This window comes from Acididesulfobacillus acetoxydans (genome assembly GCF_902729405.1).
In the GTDB taxonomy this organism is placed as follows: Bacteria; Bacillota; Desulfitobacteriia; order Desulfitobacteriales; family Desulfitobacteriaceae; genus Acididesulfobacillus; species Acididesulfobacillus acetoxydans.
In genome coordinates, this window is record NZ_LR746496.1 from 2,675,691 (window position 1) to 2,699,011 (window position 23,321).

The window sequence follows — 23,321 nt, forward strand, 5'->3', positions numbered from 1 at the left end:
AGCTGGCAGGTATTCAGCGAATTTCGCTATAGGATATGAGGTGTTTCCCGGGAAGGTGACAGGGAGGATTGCGGCGCGGATGCCAAAAGTTTTTCGTTACGGAAAGTGGGGAGGTTTTCAGGGCGGACGACACATGGGGGTTTGGGCCAGACGCTAAAGTCAAGTTCAAAAGAGCAAGAGCTCGAGAGAGTGGAGAAAGAGAGGAATTATAATGTTTTGGATCGGCGGCGGGGTGGCGGTGCTTTTGGCGATCATGGAAGTGGGCCTTGTCTTGTTCCGGGGAAATCGGGATCCGGCCAGGACGATGGCCTGGATATTGATCTTGGCCCTGTTGCCGGGGGTGGGCTTTTTCGCCTATTTGCTCTTCTCCGCCCAAAGAGCCCGTTTTCGGGATAAGCATTTTAATCTGGGCAGTCTTGAGGAGATTGTCGGAGCGGCCGCAGCCAGACCGGAGCGTGAGGAGCGGCTGAGCGAGGAAGAAGGGAAGAAATTGGCCCGTCTCCTCCTTAACAGTTCTTTGGCCCCCTTAACCGGGGCGAACAGCGTTAAGGTCTATCAGAACGGCCAGGAAAAGTTCAAACATCTCCTTAAAGCCTTGGCCGACGCCAGACACCATATCCATCTGGAGTACTATATTTTTCGGGACGATGTCATAGGAGGGCAAATTAAAAAACTCCTCCTGGAAAAGTGTTCACAGGGTGTGGAAGTCCGCTTTTTGGTGGACGGGATGGGAAGTCACGCACTCTCCCGCGCCTTTTTCGCCGAATTGAGGGCAGGCAAAATAAAAACCGGAGTTTTTGCACCTTTGCGGTTTCCCGGCTTGCTGCGAAATCTTAACTACCGCAACCATCGCAAGATCGTAGTGATTGACGGGCAAGTGGGCTTCATCGGGGGGTTCAATGTCGGAGATGAATATCTTTCCGCTCGGCCGGAGGTGGGATTTTGGCGTGACACACACCTTGAGCTCAGGGGCCGAAGCGTTCATTTCCTTCAGGCGGCTTTTCTCAATGATTGGCATTTTGCCACCCGAGAGCGCCTGCAAGCGGAGCCGTATTTTCCTTGCATCAATCAGGCGCGCCATACGAGGGTTCAAATCATTGCCAGCGGGCCCGACCAGGATTGGAGGCCTTCCCTGCAGCTTTTCTTCACGCTCTTGACCGGGGCCAAGGAGAAGATCTATATCGAGACGCCCTATTTTATTCCCGACGCCGGCACGTTGATGGCTTTAGAAGCGGCGGCCCTGAGCGGGATCGACGTGCGTTTGATGACCCAGGGGGTGCCGGATCATAAAATAACCTTCTGGGCTTCCCGTTCCTACTTCGCCGACCTCCTGCGGGCCGGAGTCAAGATTTACGCTTATAAAAAGGGGATCCTGCACAGCAAAGCCGTCCTGATCGACGGTAAATACGGGGTGGTCGGGTCAACCAACTTCGACATAAGGAGTTTTGAATTGGATTTCGAGATCAATGCCCTCATCTACGAGCGCGAGATTGTAACGAGGCTGGAAGACGGATTTGCGCAGGATGTCGAAGACGCGGAAGCGGTAACCCCGGAGGTTTTCGAACAGCGAGGGCTGGGCGCGCGCCTGCGTGAGGCAACGGCCAAACTCTTGGCCCCCGTTCTTTAGCGCGGCCGGCCGCGCCCTTTAAGCCGCGGTTTCAATCTTGGAGCGAAGGTTTTTGCCGGGGATGAAACGACTGGCCTTGGTTACACTAGGAGCGAGGTGATTTAGGTATGCCCAGGAATGATGGCAACAAAATGCGCAAAGAAGAAGTGGCAAAAATCAAACAGACGCAAGAAAATATTAAGAAAAACGAGAAGTTCCTCTCAGAAAACGCGGGGGAGCTGACTCCTCACCAGCTGAAAGATGTTAAGGAACATTTGGCCTCAAAAAAGAAGTTTCTGGCGGAGGAAGAAGGAACACTCCCCTGATCCGGTGCCGGGGGCGGTGAACCCGTTCAGCGAAACCCTCCCACTTGTAGAAGTGGGAGGGAGTATTTCAGTTTACTGCTTATTTTTCCGGTTCTGGCTGGAGTCTCACAATTGCAAAAGCGGAGCTGCACTCCCGGGCTACGTCCATTGGACCTCTGAATCTCCGCATGGCTAAAGCCGGCTAAAGCCAGGGGCATGCGGCTAAGCCCCTCTTGGTCAAGCGTTGGAGTCTCATCATTGCAGAAGCGGAGCGGCCTGCCGCTCGGCCGGTTGTTGCGGCCGTCCCGCAATTGCGGAAGTGGGAGTCTCACGATAGGAGAAAGGGATATCCTTTCGGACATCCCTTTCCGGTTCCCGGCGCTTTTTTTACAGCCGGTTGCCGTTCTGCAGATTCTGCTCGGCAAACTGGATCATCCTTTTAGTCATCTGGCCGCCAACGGATCCGTTTTCACGGCTGGGACGGTCGCCACCGAGCTGAACGCCTAACTGATTGGCAATCTCATACTTGAACTGATCCAAGGCTTGAGAAGCCCCCTGCAATGCGGGTTGGTTTGTGTTTCTTTCTCCTGCCATTCGTGGTTCCCTCCTTATGTGAATAGTGGATGTATTGGAGACGTTCTTATTATCTGTCGCTGAGTTAAGATTACTCAGGTAATTGTTGTTCATAACCTCATATTTATCCAAATGAGGAATAAAAGAGACCCCGTGACTTTTGCGTCATTCATGCTATAATAATAATTTGCGGGAATTTCATAAAGAACCGTTTGAAGGAGACAAAGAGTTTGAAGGCAAGCGATCTAAATGCGGAAAACAGCGGGCGGCCGCCGGAGGACAGGGAGACCGCCAAGCGCCTGGCGGAATTAGGCTGCCAAATCGGTTCAAGGCGGACCTTCGCCATTATTTCCCACCCGGATGCGGGCAAGACGACCCTGACGGAGAAACTCTTGCTTTTTGGCGGGGCCATTCGTCTGGCGGGTTCTGTAAAATCGCGTAAAGCGGAACGGTATGCCACCTCGGACTGGATGGAGTTGGAACGGCAGCGCGGCATCTCAATTACGTCCAGTGTGATGCAGTTCGAATATCTGGGGCATATCATCAATATTTTGGACACACCCGGTCACCAGGATTTCAGTGAGGACACCTACCGCACCCTGACCGCAGCCGACAGTGCCGTGATGATCATTGACGGAGCCAAAGGGGTGGAGGCCCAGACGATCAAATTGTTCCAGGTTTGCCGCAGGCGCGGGATTCCGATTTTCACGTTCATTAACAAGATGGATCGCGATGCCAAAAACCCGCTGGACCTGATGGATGAGGTGGAGAAAGTCTTGGGGATTGAAGCCTATGCCATGAATTGGCCCATTGGCATGGGCAGCTACTTCAAGGGAATTTACGATCGGGAGAAACGGACAGTCGAGCGTTTCCGCCCCGGAAGCAGCCATAAGACGGCGGAGGCCGCGCTCTCGGGCTCTTTAACAGATGAGGAGGTACGGGAAGGGATTGGGGCTGATTTGCTCGCGGCTCTGAGGGAAGAGATCGAGCTTTTGGATCTGGCCGGGAACACTTTTGACCGCGAGCGGGTCAGCCGGGGAGAGGTAACCCCGGTGTTTTTCGGCAGTGCTTTGAATAATTTCGGGGTGCCCCAGTTCCTCAGCGGCTTTTTGGCTTTGGCACCCAGACCACAGCCGCGCGAGACCAATTTGGGACGGCTCAAGCCCGATTCCGCGGAATTTGCGGGTTTTGTATTCAAGATTCAGGCTAATATGGATGCTTCGCATCGGGACCGGATCGCCTTTATCCGGATCTGCGCGGGCCGTTACGAAAGGGGAATGACGGTGGTTCACACCCGTTCGCACCGGCGCTTGCGCCTCGCGCAGCCGCAGCAGATTTTTGCCCAGGAGCGCACGATCCTGGACGAAGCTTACGCCGGGGACATCATTGGAGTTCATGATAACGGGACCTTGCGGATCGGCGATGTCCTGGCGGAGAGGGATGGGTTGGAATTTGAAGCCATGCCCTTTTTCAGTCCCGAGAACTTTGCCCGGGTCAGCATTGCCAATGCCCTTAAACGTAAGCAGTTTATCAAGGGCATCCGGGAACTTCAGGAGGAAGGAGCGATTCATGTTTTTCGGGATCCGCACCTGGGCGTGGAGGCTCCGATCATTGGCGTGGTCGGGCAATTGCAGTTCGATGTTTTAGCTTACCGCCTGCGGGAGGAGTACGGTGTTCCCGTCAGCATTAACCATTTGACCTACGGCTTGGTGCGCTGGGTGGCCGCGGAGGAGCCCAATCTCAAGCTGCTCAAAGATTCCAATATGAGCCTGGTGGTATTGGACAAAGACGACAATCCCGCCGTCCTTCTTCTCGACGAGTGGAAGGCTGCTTGGATGAGCGAGAGGTACGGTATTAAGTTTTATGCGGAGCCTGCGGTTAACAGGTAGTCGCTGCCGGCCGGCGGTACGCTCGCTCAAGTGTTTGGGCTGCTCAATCAGGGCTGACACAAGCAAAAAAAACCTTGCTCTCGCGGCTGACTCGCTGAGCAAGGCCTTTTGTGTTTGCTTGGCTGAGCTTCCCCCTGTGCCGGATCTCAGAAACTGATGCACTGGGTGCAATTATCGCGGTCAGAACACTCTGAACAGGACGGGGGCGGTATGAGGGCATCATGGCTATTGTCCTTCGGCGCCAAATCAGACACATCAATCCCTCCTCTCCATCATCTTTTATCGACCAGACAACATCTCTTTTCATCTATTATAATACAGACGGAATGGAGGAATCAACCAGTTCTTACATAAAAGTTACTGATTGTTAGTATAGTTATATAACAGGGCAAAAGATTTTATCATTTGACCTGGGAATCCTAATGGATATAATAGGAGTCATATACATCCGCATATACATAAGGAACTTAATGGGAAGGAGACGGCAATGATGAACAAGATCCAAATGAAAGCTTCCACGGCGCTTTTTCCGGTTCCCACGGTCCTCGTCAGTTCCCGCCTGGGCAGCAAGAGCAACATCGTCACCATCGCGTGGACGGGGGTTATGAATTCAGTGCCTCCCATGGTGTACGTCGGGATCAATCCAATCCGGTATTCGCACCGGCTGATCAAAGAGTCGGGGGAATATGTCATTAATATCCCGTCGGTGGAGCAAGCGGAAGTCACGGACTATTGCGGGACGGTGTCAGGCAAGGACGTGGATAAGTTTGCCGAGACCGGTTTAACGGCTCTGCCGGCGACAGAAGTGCAAGCTCCGCTCATTGCCGAATGTCCTGTCAATATCGAATGCGGGGTTAAACAGATTGTTTCCCTGGGAAGTCATGATGTTTTCATCGCGGAGGTCTTGTCGGTTCACTACAATGAAGATGTCCTTGACGCCAACGGAAAGCCCGACTTCCGCAAGATCAAGCCTTACGGATTCTGCGGCAACGAATATTGGGCTTTGCAGGAAAAAGTCGGTATTCACGGCTACAGCAAACGGCGAGGGAAGTAAGGCTTCTGGGGATGGGCCCGATGCCCACCTACCGAGCGGGGGGAATTTACGACCGGACAGACTGGGGATGTACGACCGGATAAGCAGCGGATTTTTTAAAAGCAGGAATATATGGAGAGTGAATGTCGAGATGATCAGAAAAGCCAGTGAGATGCGCCGGGAAGGCGTCAAGGGCCTGCGCGGGGGCCAAGGGAAGGTGGAAATAACCCACATCCTGGAGGAAGGGAAGGGAGAGTTTGCCGGTAAAGGCCGGCTTTTTGCCAAGAACGTCCTCGAACCGGGAGCTTCTATCGGATTACACGAGCACATGGGTGACTTCGAAGTCTATTTCATCTTGAGCGGGACGGGGACGATCAATGACAACGGGGTAAAGTCTTCGGTGGGGACGGGAGACATGGTGCTGACGCGTCACGGGGAAAGCCACGCTTTGGAAAACACCGGGGATACGGATTTAGTCTTACTTTCTTTAATCCTTTTTGACTCAAAAGCCTAGCTTAGGCGCATGCCCCCGGCTTCAGCCGGCCTTACGGACATAAGCAAGCCCCCCGCAGCTATCGCCGGCGGGGGGCTTGCTGTTTTTCGAACCTTTCGGTTTTTCCGGGCGGGTCCGCTTAGGATAGGCCGCCTTTGCTGTAATAAACTGTTTGGGAGGCACACGGGAGGTAGAAGAAACCGCCCGCGTCTTTGCCGGAAGCGGCCGGCGACGGAAGATTCCCGGCCAGATTCTGACCGAGGAAGTCATCCACCTCTTGTAAGACGTTGGGAGTCAGGGGATTGATCAGAATCAAATGAGCGTGCGGCAACATGCCCTGGGCGGTCAGAGGCAGCTCAGAGAGGCTCGTGAGCACTGTCCAAATGCTGAGCGGCCGGACATCGCCAGTGGCGATGGATTCACTGACATAGTGCAAGCGGGAGAACTGTTCGACAAAGGCCGCGTCTTTCCAGTAATGTTCCGAGAAGTCAAGAAAGGTTCGCACGGGATGCGTAATATTTCCTTCTCTCTGACGGGCAAAATTTGCCAGGCATTCCACAAAAGTCGTGGTCCGCGGAACGTAGTTGCAGGAGGCAAAATGGATTCCCGGGGTGGAGGGTTCGGCGATCCAACCCATGTCGGTGGCGTAAGGATCGATGTGGGTCAGAGGCACCGGGGAGCGAGCCTGGCTTAGGCGCTCTTGAGAATCGGTCAAAACGATCTGGATCGTGTTCTCATCGCAAAAATGCTCGTCTTCCAAGAGGGACAGGAGCAGCCGGGTTTTGCCGATGCCGGGAGTCCCGATGACCAAATGGTTGCCTTGCACGAAGTTTTGAAAGGGTTCGACTTCAAATTCCACAGGCATACCTTCTTTCCGCAAATTTTGTCCGCTTTTGTCCGGAGTCGATCGTTATGCCTTAGTATTCTGCATCGGGTGGAAGTTTCCTCTTCACACGAAAAAAAAGCGTGCGCTGGGGAGGAGGGTTTCCGGTGTCAAGCGAAAAAGAAGAGGAACCCCGGAAAAGACAAAGGGGCTCCTCTTGCCGATTCTGTTTTCTCAAGCTCAACCTTCAATCACAGCCAGGATATCGCTGCGGCTTAGAATCATGTGGTCGGTGTTCTCAATTTTGATTTCGGTACCGCCGTATTTGGTAAAAAGGACCTTATCGCCTTCTTTGATTTTGCTTTGGAGATCTTCATCCGTGCCGACGGCGATGACCAGACCTTCTTGGGATTTTTCTTTGGCCGTGTCGGGCAGGTAAATCCCGCTCTGGGTTTTCTCCACCGGATCCACGGGTTTGACCAGGACCCTGTCGTCTAACGGTTTAATTTTCAAGATAATCGCCTCCCAAAGTTTCATCATTAAGTTCAGTTTTCATGAGCAATCCCTTTCCCGCATTGGGTGTTTCCACCCTCTGCCGGTCCGCTGGGCGCCGGGCGTTCGCAGGCGCCGGGAAGCCGGCCGGTACTCCGGTTAGGGGTCCCATATGGGTCTAACCGCGTAGGCCGAGAGCCGAGTTGATCTTCGGTTTGTCAAAGCCGACGATGATTTTACCGTTGATATCGATCACCGGTACACCCTGTTGTCCGGTTTTGCGCACCATATCTGCGGCAGCTTTGGCATCCCTGGAAATGTCCACGTCGCGAAAAGGAATGTTTCGCTCTTTGAGATAGCGTTTGGCTGCTGTGCAGAATGAGCAGGTTGGGGTAGAATAAACGGTGACCGCCATAATCTTTTCCCTCCTTTTCTTCTGGAAATCAGGCTACCCCTCTTAATTTATCAGCACTCTCTTAGATCGAGTGCTAACTCTACTACTAATATTAATGAGTAGTTCACTTTTGTCAAGCGGCGTCTTTGGCGGAAAATTTGCCGGCTGATTTTATCAACTATTATTATTGTCGGAAACGGGCCAAAATATAGCTCTTCCGAGGATATTTTCCGCTTGAGTTAAGAAAACGGAGCGTCAGATGGGGGCGGCAAAAAGCGTCTTTACAGACGGGACTGTGAACCCCACGTCAGTGGGTCCGGGCCGGCCAGAGAGGATGCGGGCTTCCGGAGAGGTTTTCTAGGGGACGTGAACGCTTAAGGGGAGGTTCCGCCGGATTGGAGAGTCAGCTATCCTTTGATGATATTTATGAGCAATTATTTTCTCCGGTTTACAGGTTTGTTAAGGTGAGAATCCCCGGGCGGGATATTGAAGATGTCGTGGCCGAGATTATGGCTAAGATTTGGCGGGCTCTGCCGACTTTCCGGGGTCCCAATCTGAAACCTTGGGCTTTACGCATCGCTTACCACCATGTTGCCGACTATTATCGCCGCAGTCAGAGAATCCCCGCCCTGGTCCCCTTAGAGGATAATTTGCGGGGGAGTGATCCCTGCGAAGAGACGGCGGCCCTCTTGCATATCGGCCAGGTCTTGGCCGGACTCCCCCCCAAACACACCGCTGTCATTCAACTGCGTTTGGTTGAAGGGTTGAGTGCCGACGATGTCGCCGGAATTCTGGGCATTACCCATGAAGCGGTGGACAGTATGCTCTACCGGGCGAAAAAGGGATTCCGCAAGATCTATCATGATCTTGAGACAGCAGGGGGTGAACAGAAATGAGACGCAAAGATCCCCTGAAAATATGGAGCGAAGACAGGGGGCTGACTCAAATCAGGAAGTTTTTTGCCAGGGTCGATCCTACCCCCGAAGAGAAAGAACGCATCAAGGAAAAAGCTTGGGCCAAAATTGCCGCCCAGCCGTCTGCCGCTGCAGCTGCGGGATTAGCGCCGGCGGAGAAACCCAGTGCTGAGAATTCCGCTGGGTCGGGCGACTCCTATCTCCCTCCGGAGAGGTCGCCGTCGGGGGAAAAACCCGGTGCGGAGAATCTCCCCGCTGCGGCCCTGAACCTGCGTGAACGAGCCGCCCTTCTCCTTGGCCGCTGGGGCTGGAAAGCGGTTGTGCCGCTGGCGGTCGTGCTGTTGTCTTGGGGCGGCTGGCAAGTGCTTAATCCCCCCCGGCTCGGCGGCCTGAGCGGTGGGGCGGCGATTTCCTCGGGCGCAGGCGGTTCCGTCGGCACTTCCGCGGCGCGAACGCCGCAAAGTGCCGCGCAGCCCGCCGCCGGAGGTGCTCCTAAGCACAGTCTGAATTCCTCCTTTGCGCCTAAAACGGCGTCGAATCCTCCCGGCGCTGTTGCTGGAACTCCCGCGGCATCTGCGCCGCTGCCCGATACAGCCGGCAAAGGTGAGACGGGAACCGGCCAAAATACTTTTCCCCGTAAAATCACGCAGAACCTCTCTCTTGTCATCCAAGTGGCCCAGGTTCAGACGGCGCTGAGTCAGGTCGGCGCGGAAGCGCAAAAACTCGGTGGGTATGTCGTGAACATGGAGCAGACCAATGCGGCCGGCGGCGCCTCAGGTCACATTACAGTCAAAGTGCCGGACGGGCGGATGCAGGAGATGAAGGGACGGGTCTCGGCCCTGGGCAAGGTTCTGAATGAACAACTGAACAGCAATGATATCACGGACCAGTATTATGATACGCAAACCCTTTTGGCGAACTGGCAAGCAGAAGAAAAACAGTATCTGAAAATACTGGGGCAGGCTAAGACGGTGGACGAGGTTCTCAAAGTGGAAAGCGCGCTGAGTAACGTGCGCGGCCAGATTCAACTCCTGGAGGGCAGACTGAAGCTGATGAATAACCAGGTGGATTATGCCACGATCGACTTGCAGCTTGTTCCCCAGCCGAACCCCAACGTCAAAGTCGGCACGCCCTGGCGGCCGGCGGCCTGGGGTCTGACCTGGCAGGCGGCGGTGGCCGCTTTCAGTAAAACCCTGACCGGGAGTTGGAACCTGCTTAACTATATCATCATTGGCTTGGGGTATGCCGCACCCTATCTGTTCCTGGGCGTCCTGGGCTGGCTGGGTTACCTTCTCCTGAAGAAGTATCGCTCCCGAAAAAAGTGACGCGACTGTTGAGGCATGGATTCCATGCCTCAACAATGTCGCAGAGAGGACGAAAAAACAGCTGCCGGGCTGCTCAGGCCCGCGCTCAGCGTACGGAACAGTGGCGGCGGGACCCGCTATGGTGACGAACCTTTTAGCCCTGAAGTCAGAATGTGAGGGCCGCGCATGTAAGGCCCTCACCCCCGGATCCGATCGCGTTGAAATAAGGCTTGCCAGGGCTTATAATGAAGTCCGGCAGTTTCTTCGGCCATATTCGCGCCGCTGGGTTAACGAGTCGGTGCCGGGTCAACGAGTTCAGGTACGGAAGGTGGAGAGGTTTTGAATAAGCGGTGGCGCTCCGTGCGGTTTTGGGCGGAGCTGGCAGGGATTGCCTTGGGGGCTGGGATCTTCGCCTTCAGCGTGCAGGCGTTTATTGTCCAGGCAGGATTAGGCGGGGGCGGGGTCGGCGGCATTGCCTTGCTGCTTTTCTACACCCTGGGGCTGCCGATAGGCTTGGTCACCTTGGTATTAAATGTCCCGCTTTTCGTTTTGGGCTGGAAGGAAGTCCATAAGACGTTTGTTTTCAAGACCCTTTACGGTGTCGTGGTTTATTCTGTCCTGCTGGACCTTTTTAAAGGCATCCACCCCCTGGCTCTGGATGACTTGTTCCTGGGAGCGGTGTACGGCGGGGTTGTCGGCGGAATAGGTTCGGGCATCATTTTCCGTCTGGGAGGGAGCCTGGGCGGAACGGACATCGTGGCCAAAGTGCTGCAGCGTAAATTCGGCTGGGCCATGGGTACGACTTCACTCATGCTCAATATTGTCGTATTGCTGCTCTCGTGGGCCATTCTTGGACCCAAGATTGCGCTTTACACCCTGGTTTCCATGTTTGCCTACAGCCGCACGGTGGACGTGATCCAAAGCGGGATTCCCGCCAAAGCGGTGACCATCATCTCGGAAAAATCAGCCGAGATGGTTCAGCCCATCCTGAGCGATATCGGCCGGGGAGCCACTTTCCTATCCGGCCGGGGGGCTTACTCCGACCGAACCCAGAATATCATTATCTGTGTGATCAGTCTGTCGGAATTGGGCAATCTCAAGCGCATCGTGCGGGAGGTTGATCCCCAGGCTTTCCTGATCGTGCAAACCGCTTCGGAAGTCGTCGGCAAGGGATTTATGTCCATAGAGTAAACGATAACAATTGAACAAGGGGGTTCGGGCAAGTGGATTAAGGCGCTGCCGTCGTTTCCCGTGGGGCTTGTCCGGTGCGCTTAACGGAAATGATCTCGGCCAAAATACTAAGGGCTATTTCGGCCGGGGTTTGTGCGCCGATGTCCAAACCCACGGGCGCTCTGAGACGGGCAATGTTTTCAGCCGTGTATCCTTTGTCCCTGAGGTTTGTCACGATTCGCCGAACCTTTGTTTGGCTCCCCAGCATACCGATGTATTTGGCGGGGTAATTCAGAACTTCGTTCAGGCATTCCTCGTCTTTTTGGTGACTCCAGGTCGCGATTACGACATAGGTGTCGTTTTGGGGCCGGTAATTTTTAATTCCGTCGACAAATTCCGTGCACAGCACGGATTGAGCTCCGGGGAAAAATTCAGGCCGGACGCAGGTCACCCGGTCGTCGATGACGCTGACCTCAAAGTCAAGCGGTTTAGCGTAGTAGGCTACTTCCCGTCCCACATGTCCGGCGCCTAAAATAAGGAGCCGCTCCTTTCTGAGAACCGGTTCGACCAACCAGCTTAAAGCCCTGGTTTCCCAAACCAAGGCTGCTCTGCGTGCGCGGATTTGCGTCAGATCGAGGGTTGTGACCGCTAAGCCGGCCTGAGGCTCGCCTCCAAGGATGTTTCCCCGGGAGTCCCAGATGGTTTTGGCATACGGCGGAAAAAGAGCGGTAATCAGGACAATTTCCCGGCCGCTTGCCGCGAGCTCTCCGGCATGCTGCCAAAAGCCGCGGTCCCCTACTTCCTCCAACAAAACATCCAGACTGCCCCCGCAAACCGGCGACAGTTTCGGATTTGCCGTCTGATTGATCCCCAAATGCCGGATTTCGGGCGGAAAGGTCCCGTTTGTGTTTAAGAGCGCTCTTGCTCCGGCCAGGACCGACTGTTCGGTGCTTCCCCCTCCGATTGTCCCGACTGTTTGGCCGTCTGCGAAAATCAACATGCGCGTGCCGGGTTCACGCGGGGTTGAGCCTTCCGTGCGGACGATGGTGGCCATAACCGCGTGAACCCGGTTTTTAAAGGTGTCCAAGATGGAGCGAATGAGCGTGTCATCCAAGAAAACCACTCCTTTCACCGGTTGTTCTGGATTTCTATGGCGATTGACGGGGCTGGGCTGTTCCCGGGCTTCTTGTTTGCGCACCCCTTCAACGCTGATTATATTGTCTTTCCCTTCTATGTTCAACAAGGCGGCAAATGCGGCCGGTAGAGCACGGCCTTGTCCGCTCGCGTGTGTTATAATCAGAACATAAACGAGAAGGGGGTACGGGCCTTTGGCTTTGCGTTTTGTTTTAGGAAGGGCGGGCAGCGGCAAGAGCCATTTTTGCCTTGAAGAAATCCGTGCCCGAGTGCGGGAAGACCCCGGGGGTGCGGGCCTTTTCTTGCTGGTTCCGGAACAAGCCACTTATCAAATGGAACTGCGCTTGGCGGCCACCCCCGATCTGGGGGGAATGCTGAGGGCTCAGGTTTTAAGCTTTCGCCGTCTGGGCTGGCGGGTGCTTTCCGAGGGCGGGGGCGGACTGGGGGCGGCGCTGGGCGAGTTGGGCAAGCGCATGGTGCTGCGCCGGATCCTCTTGCAGAAGCAAGGGGAGCTGAGTGTTCTGGCCCCATCCGCCAAACGGCAGGGAATGGCCGACCTTTTGGCGCGCACTATTGCCGGGTGCAAGGCTTACCGGCTAAAGCCGGAGGACCTGAAGCGGACGGCAGAGGCCGCGGACGGGAAGCTGGCGGAGAAACTCAAAGATCTGGCCTTGATCTTCGGGGAATACGAACAGATGCTGGGAAGGGGATTAAGGGACCCGGACGATGCCCTGATGCTCATGAGCGCCAGACTCGCGCAAATCCCCAGCCTGTGTCAAGCCGAGGTCTGGCTGGACGGTTTTAAGGGATTCACTCCCCAAGAACTTGGGGTTATTGAACAGCTGTTGCGGGTGTGTTCCCTGGTGACTGTCAGTCTGCCCCTGGAGCCGGGATTGCTCGGAAGCGAAGGTCCGGAGCCCGCGCAGGAACTGTTTTTGACACCTTGGCAAACTTATTTGGCTTTGCAGCGGATCGCGTTTGCCCAGGGTTCGGAAATCCTGACCGGCGTTCATCTCTCCGGTGGGCGCAGGTTCAAGGGTCCGATCTTGAAGCATCTGGAACGGTATTATACCTCTTATCCCGTTCAGGTTTATGTTCAACCCGACGGGGATCGGGGCCGGAGGGAAATCCGGATCGCGGCTGCTCCCAATCGCCGGGCGGAGGTGGAGGGTACGGCGAGGGAAGTCCTCCGTTTGGCCCGGGACGAGGGTTTGCATTGGTACGAGATGGCTTTGCTCACTCGGGACATGCCCGGGTATGCCCGTATAATTGAAGATGTTTTCCGAGAATATAATATTCCGCTTTTTCTCGATCAAAAAAGGAGTGTGGCTCACCATCCGCTGCCGGAGTTTATCCAGAGTGCCTTGGAAACTGTCGCAGGCGGCTGGAGCTTCGAAGCGGTCTTTCGCTGTCTGAAGACCGGCTTTTTCCCCTTGAGCCGAGATGCGGTGGATTGTTTGGAAAACTATTGTTTGGAACGGGGTATTTCCGGCAGGCGCTGGTTTGAGGACAGGGAATGGCCGTCATCGCCAACCGGGACGGCCCCGGATGGTCTGGCACAAGTCCAAAAGGTTGAAAACGAAGTTTCCGCTCGCATAGCCGGAGCGAGGCAGACGGTCCTGCGCTCTTTGGCCCGGTTCAATGAAGGCCTGAACGGCGGGGAACCTTTGACGGTTCGCCGGCAGGCGGAAGAAGTCTATGCTTTGCTGGAGGAAATGGAGATTCCCGCGCAGCTGACTCAGCACTCCGCCCTCGCCGAAGCCTGCGGCCGGATTGAGGAGGGGCGTCTGCAGTTGCAGATGTGGGAGGGAGTGCTCAACGTCCTGGATGAAATGGTTGCCGGCTTGGGCGAAGAGTGCTTGAGTCTGGAGGACTTCGCCCAGATCTTGGCTTCGGGTACGGAGAACCTGCAACTGGGCTTAATTCCTCCTGCCCTTGATCAGGTTTTGGCGGGGGCTTTGGAACGCTCGCGCAACCCCGAAGTGAGGGTTCTCTTCCTTTTGGGTGCCAACGAGGGGGTGCTTCCGGCTCGTCCTCAAGAACACGGCATTTTCGTGGAGTCGGAACGAGAGGAACTGGCACGGTACGGCTTGGAGCTGGCTCCGTCAGGGCAGGTGCGCTGGGCGGATGAACAGTTTTTTCTCTATTCCGCCTTGACCAGGGCCGGGGAACAAGTTGTGCTCAGCTACTCTTTGAGTGATGAAGATGGTAAAGGTATGTTAGCCGCCCCCATCGTCAAACGCCTGCGCAGCATGTTCCCGTTTCTCCGTGAAGAACTTTGGGGGCAAAAAGAGGAAAGTCTCGAGGAAATATGCCGGGCACAGCCGCTGTTTCGGACTTATGCGCTCAAGCTGGGGGAAGCCGGCGGCGAGTTGCCGCCCTTCTGGCAGGCGGCCCGGCGCTGGTTCCTCTCGCAACCGGAATGGGCGCCTTTGGCAGGGTTGCTGGAAGCGGGGAAGCCGGAAAGGCGGAAGGAGGAAAACCTTCCGCCGGCTCTGGCCCGCTCCCTCTATGGCCGCAGGCTCAGGCTCAGTGTTTCTCGGCTGGAGATGTTTAACGGCTGTCCCTTTGCCCATTTTGCCGGTTACGGGCTGCATTTGCGGGAACGGTCGGTTCATCGTTTAGCCGGCCCGGACTTGGGGCTGTTCTTCCATCGCCTGTTACATGACTTTGCCCGGACCGTCCGCCGGGAGGGATTGGACTGGGGTCGGCTCAGTCAAGAGGAATCCTGGCAAATACTCAGCCGGTTGACAGATTTGGCGGCCCCGGAGCTCCAACATGAAATTCTGCTTAGCAGTGCCCGCTATCGCTTCTTGACTCGGAGACTGCAAAAGACCGTGCATCGGGCCGTCTCTGTCTTGGCGGAACATGCCCGGCGGGGTTGTTTCGTGCCTGTGAGTTTGGAGTTGCCCTTCGGTGAGTCGGGGTTGCCGACCGCTGAAATTCCTTTATCCGGAGATAACTCGCTGCGTTTGGTGGGACAGATTGACCGTGTCGACGCGGCCTGTCTGGAGGGAAAAGTCTACCTGCGGGTCGTCGACTACAAGTCGCACGAGCAGGTTTTGAGTTTGGAGAGAGTCTACCATGGTTTGAGCGTACAGTTGATTACCTATTTGGATGCCGCTCTCCAAGGCGCAGGAGTGCTTTTACGCCGGACCGCTGAAATTTTGGGGCCGGAAGCGGCTCAGGCGGGGGAGGTTTTGCCGGCGGGTTTCCTCTATTTCCCGGTAGTCGACCCCGTGCTTGATCACGAACTGCCGCTGGCGGACGACGAGCTGGAGGAACGAAGGCTGAAGGCCATTAAAGTTGACGGTTACCTTTTGGCGGATCAGGCGGTATTGCAAGCTATGGACCGACGTCTGGCCGAAGGCGAGTCCGATCTCTTGCGCCTGAAAATGAATAAGGACGGTACTCTGAGGCAGGGAGGCAAAGTCTTGAGCAGTGAGGAGTTTGCCCTTTTGCGCACACATCTTGGGCGGGTTGTCAGAGACGCGGGAGAGCGGATTCTGGCAGGGGAAATCGGGATCCGTCCCTTCAAGCTGGGCCAGGCGACCGCTTGCCGCTATTGTTCGTACCGGCCGGTGTGCCATTTTGAAGAGGGCTACCGCCATCTGCCCAAGCTCGCGAACGCGGAGATTTGGCAAAGACTGCGGGAGGACGCCGCCGCCGGAAAACCCGCTCCGGGGCAGCCCGAGGGATCGGATGCCGAAGAACTGTTTTGGTTAGAGGAGACGAGAGAATGAGCGAGAAAAAGTGGACGCCGGAACAGGAAGCAGCCATCGGGGAGCGGGGTGAAATCCTGGTGGCGGCGGCGGCCGGTTCCGGCAAGACCGCAGTCCTGGTGGAACGGTTGCTGAGGCGTATTTTGGACCGGGCGCAGGCAGTGGACGTGGACCGGTTTCTGGTGGTAACTTTTACCAAGGCGGCTGCTCAGGAAATGCGCGCCAGAATACGCCAAACTTTGGAAGATCGGCTTTTCGCCGAGAGTACTCCGGAGGATTCGCAACGCCTGCAGCGTCAATTAAATCTCTTGCCCAGGGCGGAGATTACGAATTTGCACGCTTTCTGCCTTGATCTGATCCGTCGCTATTTTTACTTCCTGGAGTTGGATCCCGACCTGAGGGTGGCAGGCGAGGAGGAGATTGGGATCCTGAAGCAAGATGTGTTGGCCGCCGTTTTCGAGGCCAACTATGAGGCGGGGGACCCCGTCTTTCTCGAGTTGGTCGAAGGGTTTGGCTCAGACCGGGGGGACGAGCCCCTGATGGCGGAAGTGCTGCGTCTTTACGAGTTCGCCCGCAGTCAGCCTGAGCCGGAGGCTTGGTTGGGCAGCCTGTGCCGGGCCTACTCTTGGGCGGATGAGTTTGCCTTGCTCGGGAGTCCTTGGGGGCAAAGTGTGAAAGAGGGCATCAGGGACAGGTTAGCGGAGATCATCTCCTTGTTAAGCCAGGCAGAAACTTTGGCCTTGAGGGCGGATGGTCCGTCCAATTACCGGGAAACCCTGGCGGCAGACCGGGAGCAAATGCGGGAACTTATGCGGATCGTCGCGGAGGAGAAATGGGGGCTTTTTGCTAAGGCGATTGAGAATGTGCGTTTCGGCCGCCTGCCCGGGCGGCGCGGGAACAAGAATTCCCAACTGACTGAAGAGGTCAAGCATTGGCGTGACGCCGCCAAGAAGAGCTTTGAGGCTTGGAAAAAGGAGAGGGTTTGGCAACTGTCCGACCAGGTGCGGGGCCTGAATAAAATGGCTCGTCCGGTCGATGGGCTGGTGCGATTGACCGGCGCTTTTGCCGCGGCTTTGGCCCGGGCTAAACGTCAACGCAACATCATGGATTTCGAGGACTTGGAACACTTTGCCTTGCGTCTCCTGACAGACCGCAACGGGGTTGCGGAGACTTTGCGGAAGGAATACGCGGAAATCTTGGTCGATGAATATCAGGACATTAATGCGGTCCAGGAAAGGATCATCCGGTGTATCGCCGGCACCGGGAAAGACCTTTTCCTGGTGGGAGATGTGAAGCAGAGTATTTACCGTTTTCGCATGGCCGATCCGGGCCTTTTTCTGGCCAAATACCGTACTTTTCCCCATTGGCGCGGTCCGGGCCTGCCGAGGGAGTCTCAGTCTCTGGTCATTGACCTGGCCAAGAATTTTCGCAGCCGGCGGGAAATTGTGGCTGGGGTCAACTTTCTTTTTCGTCAGATTATGACAGAGGAAGCGGGAGAGATCGCCTATGATGAACGGGCGGCCTTGCGGTACGGGGCGGCTTATGCCGGGAGCACGCCGGGCTTAACCACAGCGGAGGGCCCGATCGAGGTTCACTTGCTGTCTCCGCAAAACCCGGCGGCGCAGTCCGGCGGAGGCGGCACTGAGGTAACCGGCGCAGGGGAACATGAGGCCGCAGATAAAGCAGGCGCAGTGGAAAAGGGTGTCGCAGATAAAGCCGGTGCTGCCGAAACCTCGGCCGGAGGGGACGGGGAACCTCCCGAAGAGGAAGAAAGGGACTCCAACCGTCAGGAGGCATTCCTGGTGGCACGAAGAATCCGGACCATGGTCGAACAGGGCGGCGAGTTCAAAGTCTATGACGCCGAGTTGAAAAGGTACCGGGGGGTGCGCTACAGCGACATCGTCGTCCTGCAGCGTTCTCAGGCCTCAGTCGGACCGCTTTATGTGGAGGAGTTCAACCGGGCCGGCGTTCCGGTTTTTGCTGAAACGGGAAGCGGCTATTTCGCGGCCGGCGAAGTGGAAACGGTTATCTCTCTCTTGCGGGTCATCGATAACCCGAGGCAGGATATTCCGCTGGCAGCGGTGCTCCGGTCGGCTTTCGCGGGCTTCAACGGCAGCGAGCTCGGCAAATTGCGGGCCCTTTGGCCCGAGGGGGACTTTTACGAACCTTTGACCTTGGCGGCCCGGGCCGGAGAGCTGGAGGGGATCGCCGGACCGGGGACCTTGGAGGCGGGGCAATCCCGGGCAGAGATTGACCGGGATAACGGCTCCGGGAGGGAGAGATGCCCGGGGCTGGGTGATTATCCCGGAAGGGAAGATGATCTTGGGACAGAGACTTACATTGGGAGGGAAGATGATTCCGAGATGAGTCACCGGCCCACTTGGCCCGTGCTCTTGGAGCGGGCACACGGCCTGCCCCGGGAGGTTAAGGAGAAAGCGGTTAGATTTTGGCGCCGTCTTCGGAGTTGGCGTGATTACTCTGTCTACAATTCCTTAGCGGATCTTATCACTCTCATTTACCGGGAAACGGGTTATCCCGCCTACTGCGGGACTCTCCCGGGCGGGGCCCAGCGCCTGGCTAACCTCGAGGCCCTCTATGATCGGGCTTGCCAATTTGAACAAACGCATTATCGCGGACTGTTCCGCTTTCTGCGTTTCCTTGAGCGCTTTCGGGAAGAGGGGCAGGACATGGGGCAGGCCAGAAATCTGAGCGAGAAGGAAAACGTCGTGCGGCTCATGACGGTTCACGCCAGCAAAGGTTTGGAGTTTCCCGTGGTTTTTGTAGTGGGTTTGGGCCGGGCTTTCAATACGATCAACCTGGCGGGGACGGTGCTCATCCATCCAGATCTCGGCTTGGGCCTTCCGATTCTGGATTTTGAACACCGTGTGCGCTACCCTTCTTTTATCCATCAGGCGCTGCGCCAGCGCTTGAGCAGGGACTTTCTGGCAGAGGAGCTGAGGCTCCTTTACGTCGCTCTCACGCGGGCCAAGGAGAAACTCCTTCTTTACGGCAGCATTGCCAATCTTGACCGAACTCTGGCGCAATGGCGCTCCGAGGCGGGACACGGAGAAGACCCACTGCCGGCCGGCCGGTTGCGCGGAGCCCGCAGATTTTTGGATTGGATCGGGCCGGCTTTGGCCCGGCATCCACAACAGCCTTTCGGGTCAGCGGCGGGACGCGCCGAAGGCGCGTTTGCCGGGGAGGATTCCGTCTGGCAGGTCTTCATTCACCGGGGCTGCGGGGAAGAGGAACGGGCTTTGGGCGAAGTGACGGGAGACTCCGCTGTCTTGAGCAAGGATGGAAAGGCCGCTACGGCGGACGCCCGGGAAGGGGATGGTGTGCACGGCAGGCCAGTCCTCGGGGTCGAGGAAAGACAAGGCGAAGTGACAGCCGGGGAGCAGACGAGAGAGGCGTCGGATGCTCAGGAAGGGGGCGCGGCTCCCGACGGGGCCGTTTACGGGTCCGGGAACAGGGCGGAAGAAGGAACGGTTGGGGACGCCGCGCAAAAGCCTGAGCGGGAGTACGCGCAAAAGCCTGAGGACGAGTACGCGCAAAAGCCTGAGGACGAGTACGCGCAAAAACCTGAGGACGAGTACGCGCAAAAACCTGAGCAGGGGTACGCGGAAAAAGCCGTTAAGGATTATGAGACGGAGATTGCCAGACGACTGGCTTGGGTCTATCCGTGGCAAAAGGAAGCGGTCGAACCGGCTAAGACGAGTGTCAGTGAATTGAAACGCCGCCAATTTGAGGAATCTGCGGACGGGGATGGCTTGTCCCCGCATCCGGGAGCGGCTCGGCCGGTCCTGAGACCTAAATTTCTGCAGGGGGAAAAAGAGCCGACAGCCGCCGAACGGGGAATTGCCCTGCACAGCGCCATGCAGCACATTCCGCTGGCGCTCTGGGCGGAGCGTTTGGCGGGCAGGCCGACGGGGGCAAGACCATCCGTCCTGGCTCGACTGGTGGGCGACTACCGGCATTTTTTGGCGGAGAAAGAAATCCTTGAACCCCAACAAGCGGCTTCACTGCCTTGGGGAAGTATCGTGCGTTTCTTCTGCGGCCCTTTGGGAGAACGTATGCTCACCGCGCAAGAAGTGAGGCGGGAGGTTCCCTTCACCTTGGCGCTGCCGACGGAAGCAGGCGGTTTGCCCCAGTTGGTTCAAGGGGTAATGGATGCCCTGATCTTTCCGGTGAACCCCGAGCCCGGCTGCGGCAGGCAGAAGGTCGAATTGGTCGATTACAAAACCGATCATTTGCCGGCAGGCGGACGGAGCCAGACGAGAGCGGTCGGCGATGGAGATGAGAGTTCGGGTCCGGAGGTAAGCGACGAAGTGAGGAAGATCTTGAAGGAACGGTATAGTCTGCAGATGGCTTATTATCTCGCCGCCGCGGAAAAGCTTCTGCGGGTGGAAGTGGAGCGGGTCACACTCTACGCTTTCGGGCCGGAGCGGGAAGTGGTGCTTCCCCTTGCTCCCCTGCGGGCTTTGCTCCGGAAAGAGTAAAAAGAGCAAGGCCTTTGCATAACCCCTTAACGTTGACGCAAAATTTTGGTATGATAGAAAAAACAATCTATTGTGTTCTGCGCGGGAAAAAATAGAGGCCGTTTGCAGTTCGGCACAAAGGGCTTGCGACAGTGGGAAGGGGAGGAAAAATGGAAGAAGGCGGCGGTGGCCTGGCCACAGAGAAGGAGATTTGGGAAAAGCGTCATTTCCGAGGAGGAAAGAACGCAGAACGCCAGGAGACATTCCGGACAGATTCGGATCTGTCCATTGCCAGGGTCTATACCCCGTCAGACCTGGAGGGGATGGATTATGCGGAGGATTTGGGCTTTCCGGGGGAGTATCCCTACACGCGGGGAATTCGCCCGAACATGTACCGGGGCCGGTTCTGGACAATGCGTCAGTATGCCGGCTTCGGTACCGCGGAGGAAACCAACAGTCGGTTCAAATACCTTCTGGCGCAGGGTCAGACCGGTCTCAGCGTGGCTTTTGACCTCGTGACTCAAATCGGCTATGACTCGGATGACCCTTTGGCAGAGGGAGAAGTGGGCAAAGTCGGGGTAGCCATAGACTCGTTGGCCGATATGGAGGTTCTCTTCGCCGGGATCCCTCTGGACAAAGTCAGTACGTCGATGACCATCAATGCCCCGGCCGCCGTCCTGCTGGCTATGTACGTCGCTGTGGCGGAAAAGCGGGGGATTGGGCCAGAGAAACTGGTCGGGACGATTCAGAATGACATTTTGAAAGAGTATATGGCGAGGGGAACTTATATTTTCCCTCCGGCCCCTTCTATGCGGTTGATCACCGACGTTTTCCAGTATTGCGCTCAAAATCTGCCCAACTGGAACACGATCAGCATCAGCGGCTATCATATTCGGGAGGCGGGAGCCACGGCAGTGCAGGAAGTCGCTTTTACCCTGGCGGACGGAATCGCCTATGTTCAAGCAGCCATCGACTCCGGACTGAAGGTGGATGATTTTGCTCCGCGTCTTTCCTTTTTCTTCGGCGCCCACGCTGATTTTTTCGAAGAGATCGCCAAGTTCCGGGCTGCCCGGCGCATTTGGGCAAAAATCATGCGCGAACGTTTTGGGGCTGTCGACGCGAAATCCTTGATGCTGCGTTTTCATACCCAAACCGCCGGTTCGACTTTGACTGCCCAGCAGCCGGAGGTGAACACCGTCCGGGTTGCGTTTCAGGCTCTGAGTGCGATTCTCGGCGGGACACAGTCCCTGCATACCAATGCTTGGGATGAGGCGTTGGCTCTGCCGACGGAAAGTTCGGCCCTCCTGGCTTTACGCACCCAACAGGTGATTGCCCACGAATTGGGAGTGGCGGACTCCGTGGATCCCCTGGCCGGATCTTACCTGCTGGAAAAGTTGACGAACGACCTGGAGGAGGAGGTCTGGCGTAAGCTGGACAAAATCGATGAACTTGGGGGGGCGGTGCGGGCCATCGAGTTGGGTTTCCAACAAAAGGAGATACAGGCCAGCGCTTATCGCTATCAAATGGAGATCGAGCAGGGAAAAAAGGTGGTCGTCGGGGTCAATAAATTTGCCGGTGAGGAAACTCCTCCCCAAGGACTTTGGCGAACCGATCCCCAGGTGGAAACTGATCAAAAAGAAAAACTGGCTCTTCTGAAAAAAGGACGGAGTGCGGCTGTGGTGAAGGCCCATTTGGAGCAGCTGCAGAGGGCGGCGGCAGGGGAAGAGAACCTTATGCCCTATCTGATGGCCGCGGTGCGCGATTATGTTACATTGGGAGAAATCTGCGGCGTCTTGCGCGAAGTATTCGGTTCCTATGAGAAGGATAGTTTTGTCAGAGGTTAGGGGGGCAGGAGATGGAGGACCAGCGGAGAATTCGGGTTCTGATCGGCAAAGTGGGATTGGACGGGCACGACCGAGGGGCAAAAGTTATCGCTCAGGCTTTGAGGGATGCGGGAATGGAAGTGATTTACACAGGCTTGCGCCAGACGCCGGCCCAAATCGTGGAAGCGGCTTTGCAAGAGGACGTGCAGGCGATCGGGATCAGCATTCTATCTGGAGCGCACAAGCACCTTCTTCCGAAAATAACGGAGTTGTTGGCAGCGGAAGGAGCGGAAGATATCCCGGTCATAGCGGGAGGGGTAATTCCTTATGAAGACCGGGACTTCCTGGAGAAGTCCGGAATCAGGAGAATATTCAGCCCCGGAACTGTGACTGCTGAAATCGTCCGTTTTGTTCAGCAACTGGCCCGGCAGGGGTGAATTTACCTGCACTACTTATTTCAGATTATTTCAGATTATTTCAGAAGATTCCCTTAGAGGGAATCTTAGGATGAGTTCAGAAGTTAATTCTAAAGTGAATATTTGGTCTCACCGGCGGCTCCGGAAAAGCGGTATGAGAGAGCAACTCAATATTGAGATGCATCCAGGCAAATGCCTTCGAGACAGAGATGCATCCGAGCACGGAGACGCATGTGACACAGAGACGCGTGTGACATGGAGACGCATGCGACCAAAATGTTCCCGAGAAAAGGTCATTGAGTTCCTGAGGGGAGAGGAGTACTTGTGAAAGGTCAGTTCAAGCCGGATCATCTTGACCATATTGGAATTGCCGTAGCGGATTTGGAGGAAGCCCTTAATCTTTATGAAAGACTGGGTTTGATTTGTGAAGGCCGTGAGGAAGTACCCGGACAAAAAGTCAATACCGCTGTCCTGCCTCTGGGCCGGACCCGTTTGGAACTTTTGCAGCCGACCCAGGCGGACAGTCCGATAGGGAAGTTTTTGGCCCAGCGAGGACCGGGGGTGCACCACTTAGCCCTGGCTGTGGAAGACATCGAGGGAAAGCTGAGGGAGTTGAAAGAGCAGGGATTCCGAGTCATTGACGAAGAGCCTAGACCGGGAGCCGGCGGGAGCAGGGTTGCTTTTCTGCATCCCAAAGGAACCCTGGGGACTCTGATTGAGCTGGTAGAGCGTTCTTAAACCTGTGCAGCGGG

At 56.2% G+C, this 23,321-nt stretch carries 18 protein-coding genes; 13 read left to right on the plus strand and 5 right to left on the minus strand.

Annotation, left to right across the window (positions count from 1 at the left end; all coding sequences use genetic code 11):
- Positions 1–211 precede the first annotated feature (211 nt).
- Complete coding sequence (gene cls / locus MNU25_RS11895; RefSeq protein ID WP_240985272.1) at positions 212–1,627, plus strand: cardiolipin synthase; 1,416 nt, start codon at positions 212–214, stop codon at positions 1,625–1,627.
- A 107-nt stretch (positions 1,628–1,734) separates the two neighbouring features.
- Entirely contained in the window at positions 1,735–1,932 is a 198-nt protein-coding gene (locus MNU25_RS11900) for a hypothetical protein (protein ID WP_240985273.1), read from the plus strand.
- 366 nt (positions 1,933–2,298) lie between these two features.
- On the opposite strand, the gene MNU25_RS11905 is transcribed toward MNU25_RS11900, so the two are convergent.
- Positions 2,299–2,505, minus strand: a complete 207-nt coding sequence (locus MNU25_RS11905; RefSeq protein ID WP_047831706.1) for an alpha/beta-type small acid-soluble spore protein — start codon at positions 2,503–2,505, stop codon at positions 2,299–2,301.
- 278 nt (positions 2,506–2,783) lie between these two features.
- Here MNU25_RS11905 and MNU25_RS11910 point away from each other — a divergent pair, with 278 nt between their 5' ends.
- From MNU25_RS11910 to MNU25_RS11920, 3 genes are all read left to right on the plus strand, one after another.
- On the plus strand, positions 2,784–4,373 hold the full coding sequence (locus MNU25_RS11910; RefSeq protein WP_240986820.1) for a peptide chain release factor 3: 1,590 nt from the start codon (positions 2,784–2,786) through the stop codon (positions 4,371–4,373).
- Between the two features lie 490 nt (positions 4,374–4,863).
- Positions 4,864–5,427 carry a flavin reductase family protein gene (locus MNU25_RS11915; protein ID WP_240985274.1) on the plus strand — a complete coding sequence of 188 codons (564 nt, stop codon included), beginning with the start codon at positions 4,864–4,866 and terminating at the stop codon, positions 5,425–5,427.
- A 130-nt stretch (positions 5,428–5,557) separates the two neighbouring features.
- Positions 5,558–5,920 carry a cupin domain-containing protein gene (locus tag MNU25_RS11920; protein ID WP_240985275.1) on the plus strand — a complete coding sequence of 121 codons (363 nt, stop codon included), beginning with the start codon at positions 5,558–5,560 and terminating at the stop codon, positions 5,918–5,920.
- Positions 5,921–6,038: 118 nt separating this feature from the next.
- Here MNU25_RS11920 and MNU25_RS11925 read toward each other — a convergent pair whose 3' ends face one another.
- The 3 genes from MNU25_RS11925 to MNU25_RS11935 form a co-directional block, all read right to left on the minus strand.
- Positions 6,039–6,758: a hypothetical protein gene (locus tag MNU25_RS11925; RefSeq protein ID WP_240985276.1), complete on the minus strand. Its 720-nt coding sequence runs from the start codon at positions 6,756–6,758 to the stop codon at positions 6,039–6,041.
- A 204-nt stretch (positions 6,759–6,962) separates the two neighbouring features.
- The gene (locus MNU25_RS11930) at positions 6,963–7,235 is read right to left on the minus strand and encodes a co-chaperone GroES (RefSeq protein WP_047831709.1); all 273 of its coding nucleotides are present in this window, start codon (positions 7,233–7,235) and stop codon (positions 6,963–6,965) included.
- Between the two features lie 157 nt (positions 7,236–7,392).
- Positions 7,393–7,629, minus strand: coding sequence for a glutaredoxin family protein (locus MNU25_RS11935; protein ID WP_240985277.1), 237 nt, complete (start codon positions 7,627–7,629; stop codon positions 7,393–7,395).
- Positions 7,630–8,003: 374 nt separating this feature from the next.
- On the opposite strand from MNU25_RS11935, the gene MNU25_RS11940 reads away from it, so the two are divergent.
- From MNU25_RS11940 to MNU25_RS11950, 3 genes are all read left to right on the plus strand, one after another.
- Positions 8,004–8,504, plus strand: coding sequence for an RNA polymerase sigma factor (locus MNU25_RS11940; protein ID WP_240985278.1), 501 nt, complete (start codon positions 8,004–8,006; stop codon positions 8,502–8,504).
- The gene (locus MNU25_RS11945) at positions 8,501–9,847 is read left to right on the plus strand and encodes a DUF4349 domain-containing protein (protein ID WP_240985279.1); all 1,347 of its coding nucleotides are present in this window, start codon (positions 8,501–8,503) and stop codon (positions 9,845–9,847) included. Before MNU25_RS11940 ends, MNU25_RS11945 begins: the two co-directional genes overlap by 4 nt.
- 318 nt (positions 9,848–10,165) lie before the next feature.
- Positions 10,166–11,017, plus strand: coding sequence for a YitT family protein (locus MNU25_RS11950; protein ID WP_240985280.1), 852 nt, complete (start codon positions 10,166–10,168; stop codon positions 11,015–11,017).
- Between the two features lie 37 nt (positions 11,018–11,054).
- Here the strand turns inward: MNU25_RS11950 and MNU25_RS11955 are convergent, their stop codons facing one another.
- Complete coding sequence (locus tag MNU25_RS11955) at positions 11,055–12,110, minus strand: XdhC family protein (RefSeq protein ID WP_240985281.1); 1,056 nt, start codon at positions 12,108–12,110, stop codon at positions 11,055–11,057.
- A 220-nt stretch (positions 12,111–12,330) separates the two neighbouring features.
- On the opposite strand from MNU25_RS11955, the gene addB reads away from it, so the two are divergent.
- The 5 genes from addB (at position 12,331) to mce (ending at position 23,307) form a co-directional block, all read left to right on the plus strand.
- The gene (addB, locus tag MNU25_RS11960; RefSeq protein WP_372503687.1) at positions 12,331–15,873 is read left to right on the plus strand and encodes a helicase-exonuclease AddAB subunit AddB; all 3,543 of its coding nucleotides are present in this window, start codon (positions 12,331–12,333) and stop codon (positions 15,871–15,873) included.
- Entirely contained in the window at positions 15,870–20,351 is a 4,482-nt protein-coding gene (locus MNU25_RS11965) for a UvrD-helicase domain-containing protein (RefSeq protein WP_240985283.1), read from the plus strand. Before addB ends, MNU25_RS11965 begins: the two co-directional genes overlap by 4 nt.
- A 149-nt stretch (positions 20,352–20,500) precedes the next feature.
- A complete protein-coding gene (locus MNU25_RS11970) occupies positions 20,501–22,174 on the plus strand; it encodes an acyl-CoA mutase large subunit family protein (RefSeq protein ID WP_240985284.1) in 1,674 nt (557 codons plus the stop codon).
- 11 nt (positions 22,175–22,185) lie between these two features.
- A complete protein-coding gene (locus tag MNU25_RS11975; protein ID WP_240985285.1) occupies positions 22,186–22,590 on the plus strand; it encodes a cobalamin B12-binding domain-containing protein in 405 nt (134 codons plus the stop codon).
- A 303-nt stretch (positions 22,591–22,893) separates the two neighbouring features.
- Positions 22,894–23,307, plus strand: coding sequence for a methylmalonyl-CoA epimerase (gene mce, locus MNU25_RS11980; RefSeq protein ID WP_240985286.1), 414 nt, complete (start codon positions 22,894–22,896; stop codon positions 23,305–23,307).
- Positions 23,308–23,321 lie beyond the last annotated feature (14 nt).

Bases quoted from the DNA above. Each gene is read 5' to 3' on its own strand.
- cls (WP_240985272.1), top strand. From the start codon at position 212: ATGTTTTGGATCGGCGGCGGGGTGGCGGTGCTTTTGGCGATCATGGAA.
- MNU25_RS11900 (WP_240985273.1), top strand. From the start codon at position 1,735: ATGCCCAGGAATGATGGCAACAAAATGCGCAAAGAAGAAGTGGCAAAA.
- MNU25_RS11905 (WP_047831706.1), bottom strand. From the start codon at position 2,505: ATGGCAGGAGAAAGAAACACAAACCAACCCGCATTGCAGGGGGCTTCT.
- MNU25_RS11915 (WP_240985274.1), top strand. From the start codon at position 4,864: ATGAACAAGATCCAAATGAAAGCTTCCACGGCGCTTTTTCCGGTTCCC.
- MNU25_RS11920 (WP_240985275.1), top strand. From the start codon at position 5,558: ATGATCAGAAAAGCCAGTGAGATGCGCCGGGAAGGCGTCAAGGGCCTG.
- MNU25_RS11935 (WP_240985277.1), bottom strand. From the start codon at position 7,629: ATGGCGGTCACCGTTTATTCTACCCCAACCTGCTCATTCTGCACAGCA.
- MNU25_RS11945 (WP_240985279.1), top strand. From the start codon at position 8,501: ATGAGACGCAAAGATCCCCTGAAAATATGGAGCGAAGACAGGGGGCTG.
- MNU25_RS11965 (WP_240985283.1), top strand. From the start codon at position 15,870: ATGAGCGAGAAAAAGTGGACGCCGGAACAGGAAGCAGCCATCGGGGAG.
- MNU25_RS11970 (WP_240985284.1), top strand. From the start codon at position 20,501: ATGGAAGAAGGCGGCGGTGGCCTGGCCACAGAGAAGGAGATTTGGGAA.
- MNU25_RS11975 (WP_240985285.1), top strand. From the start codon at position 22,186: ATGGAGGACCAGCGGAGAATTCGGGTTCTGATCGGCAAAGTGGGATTG.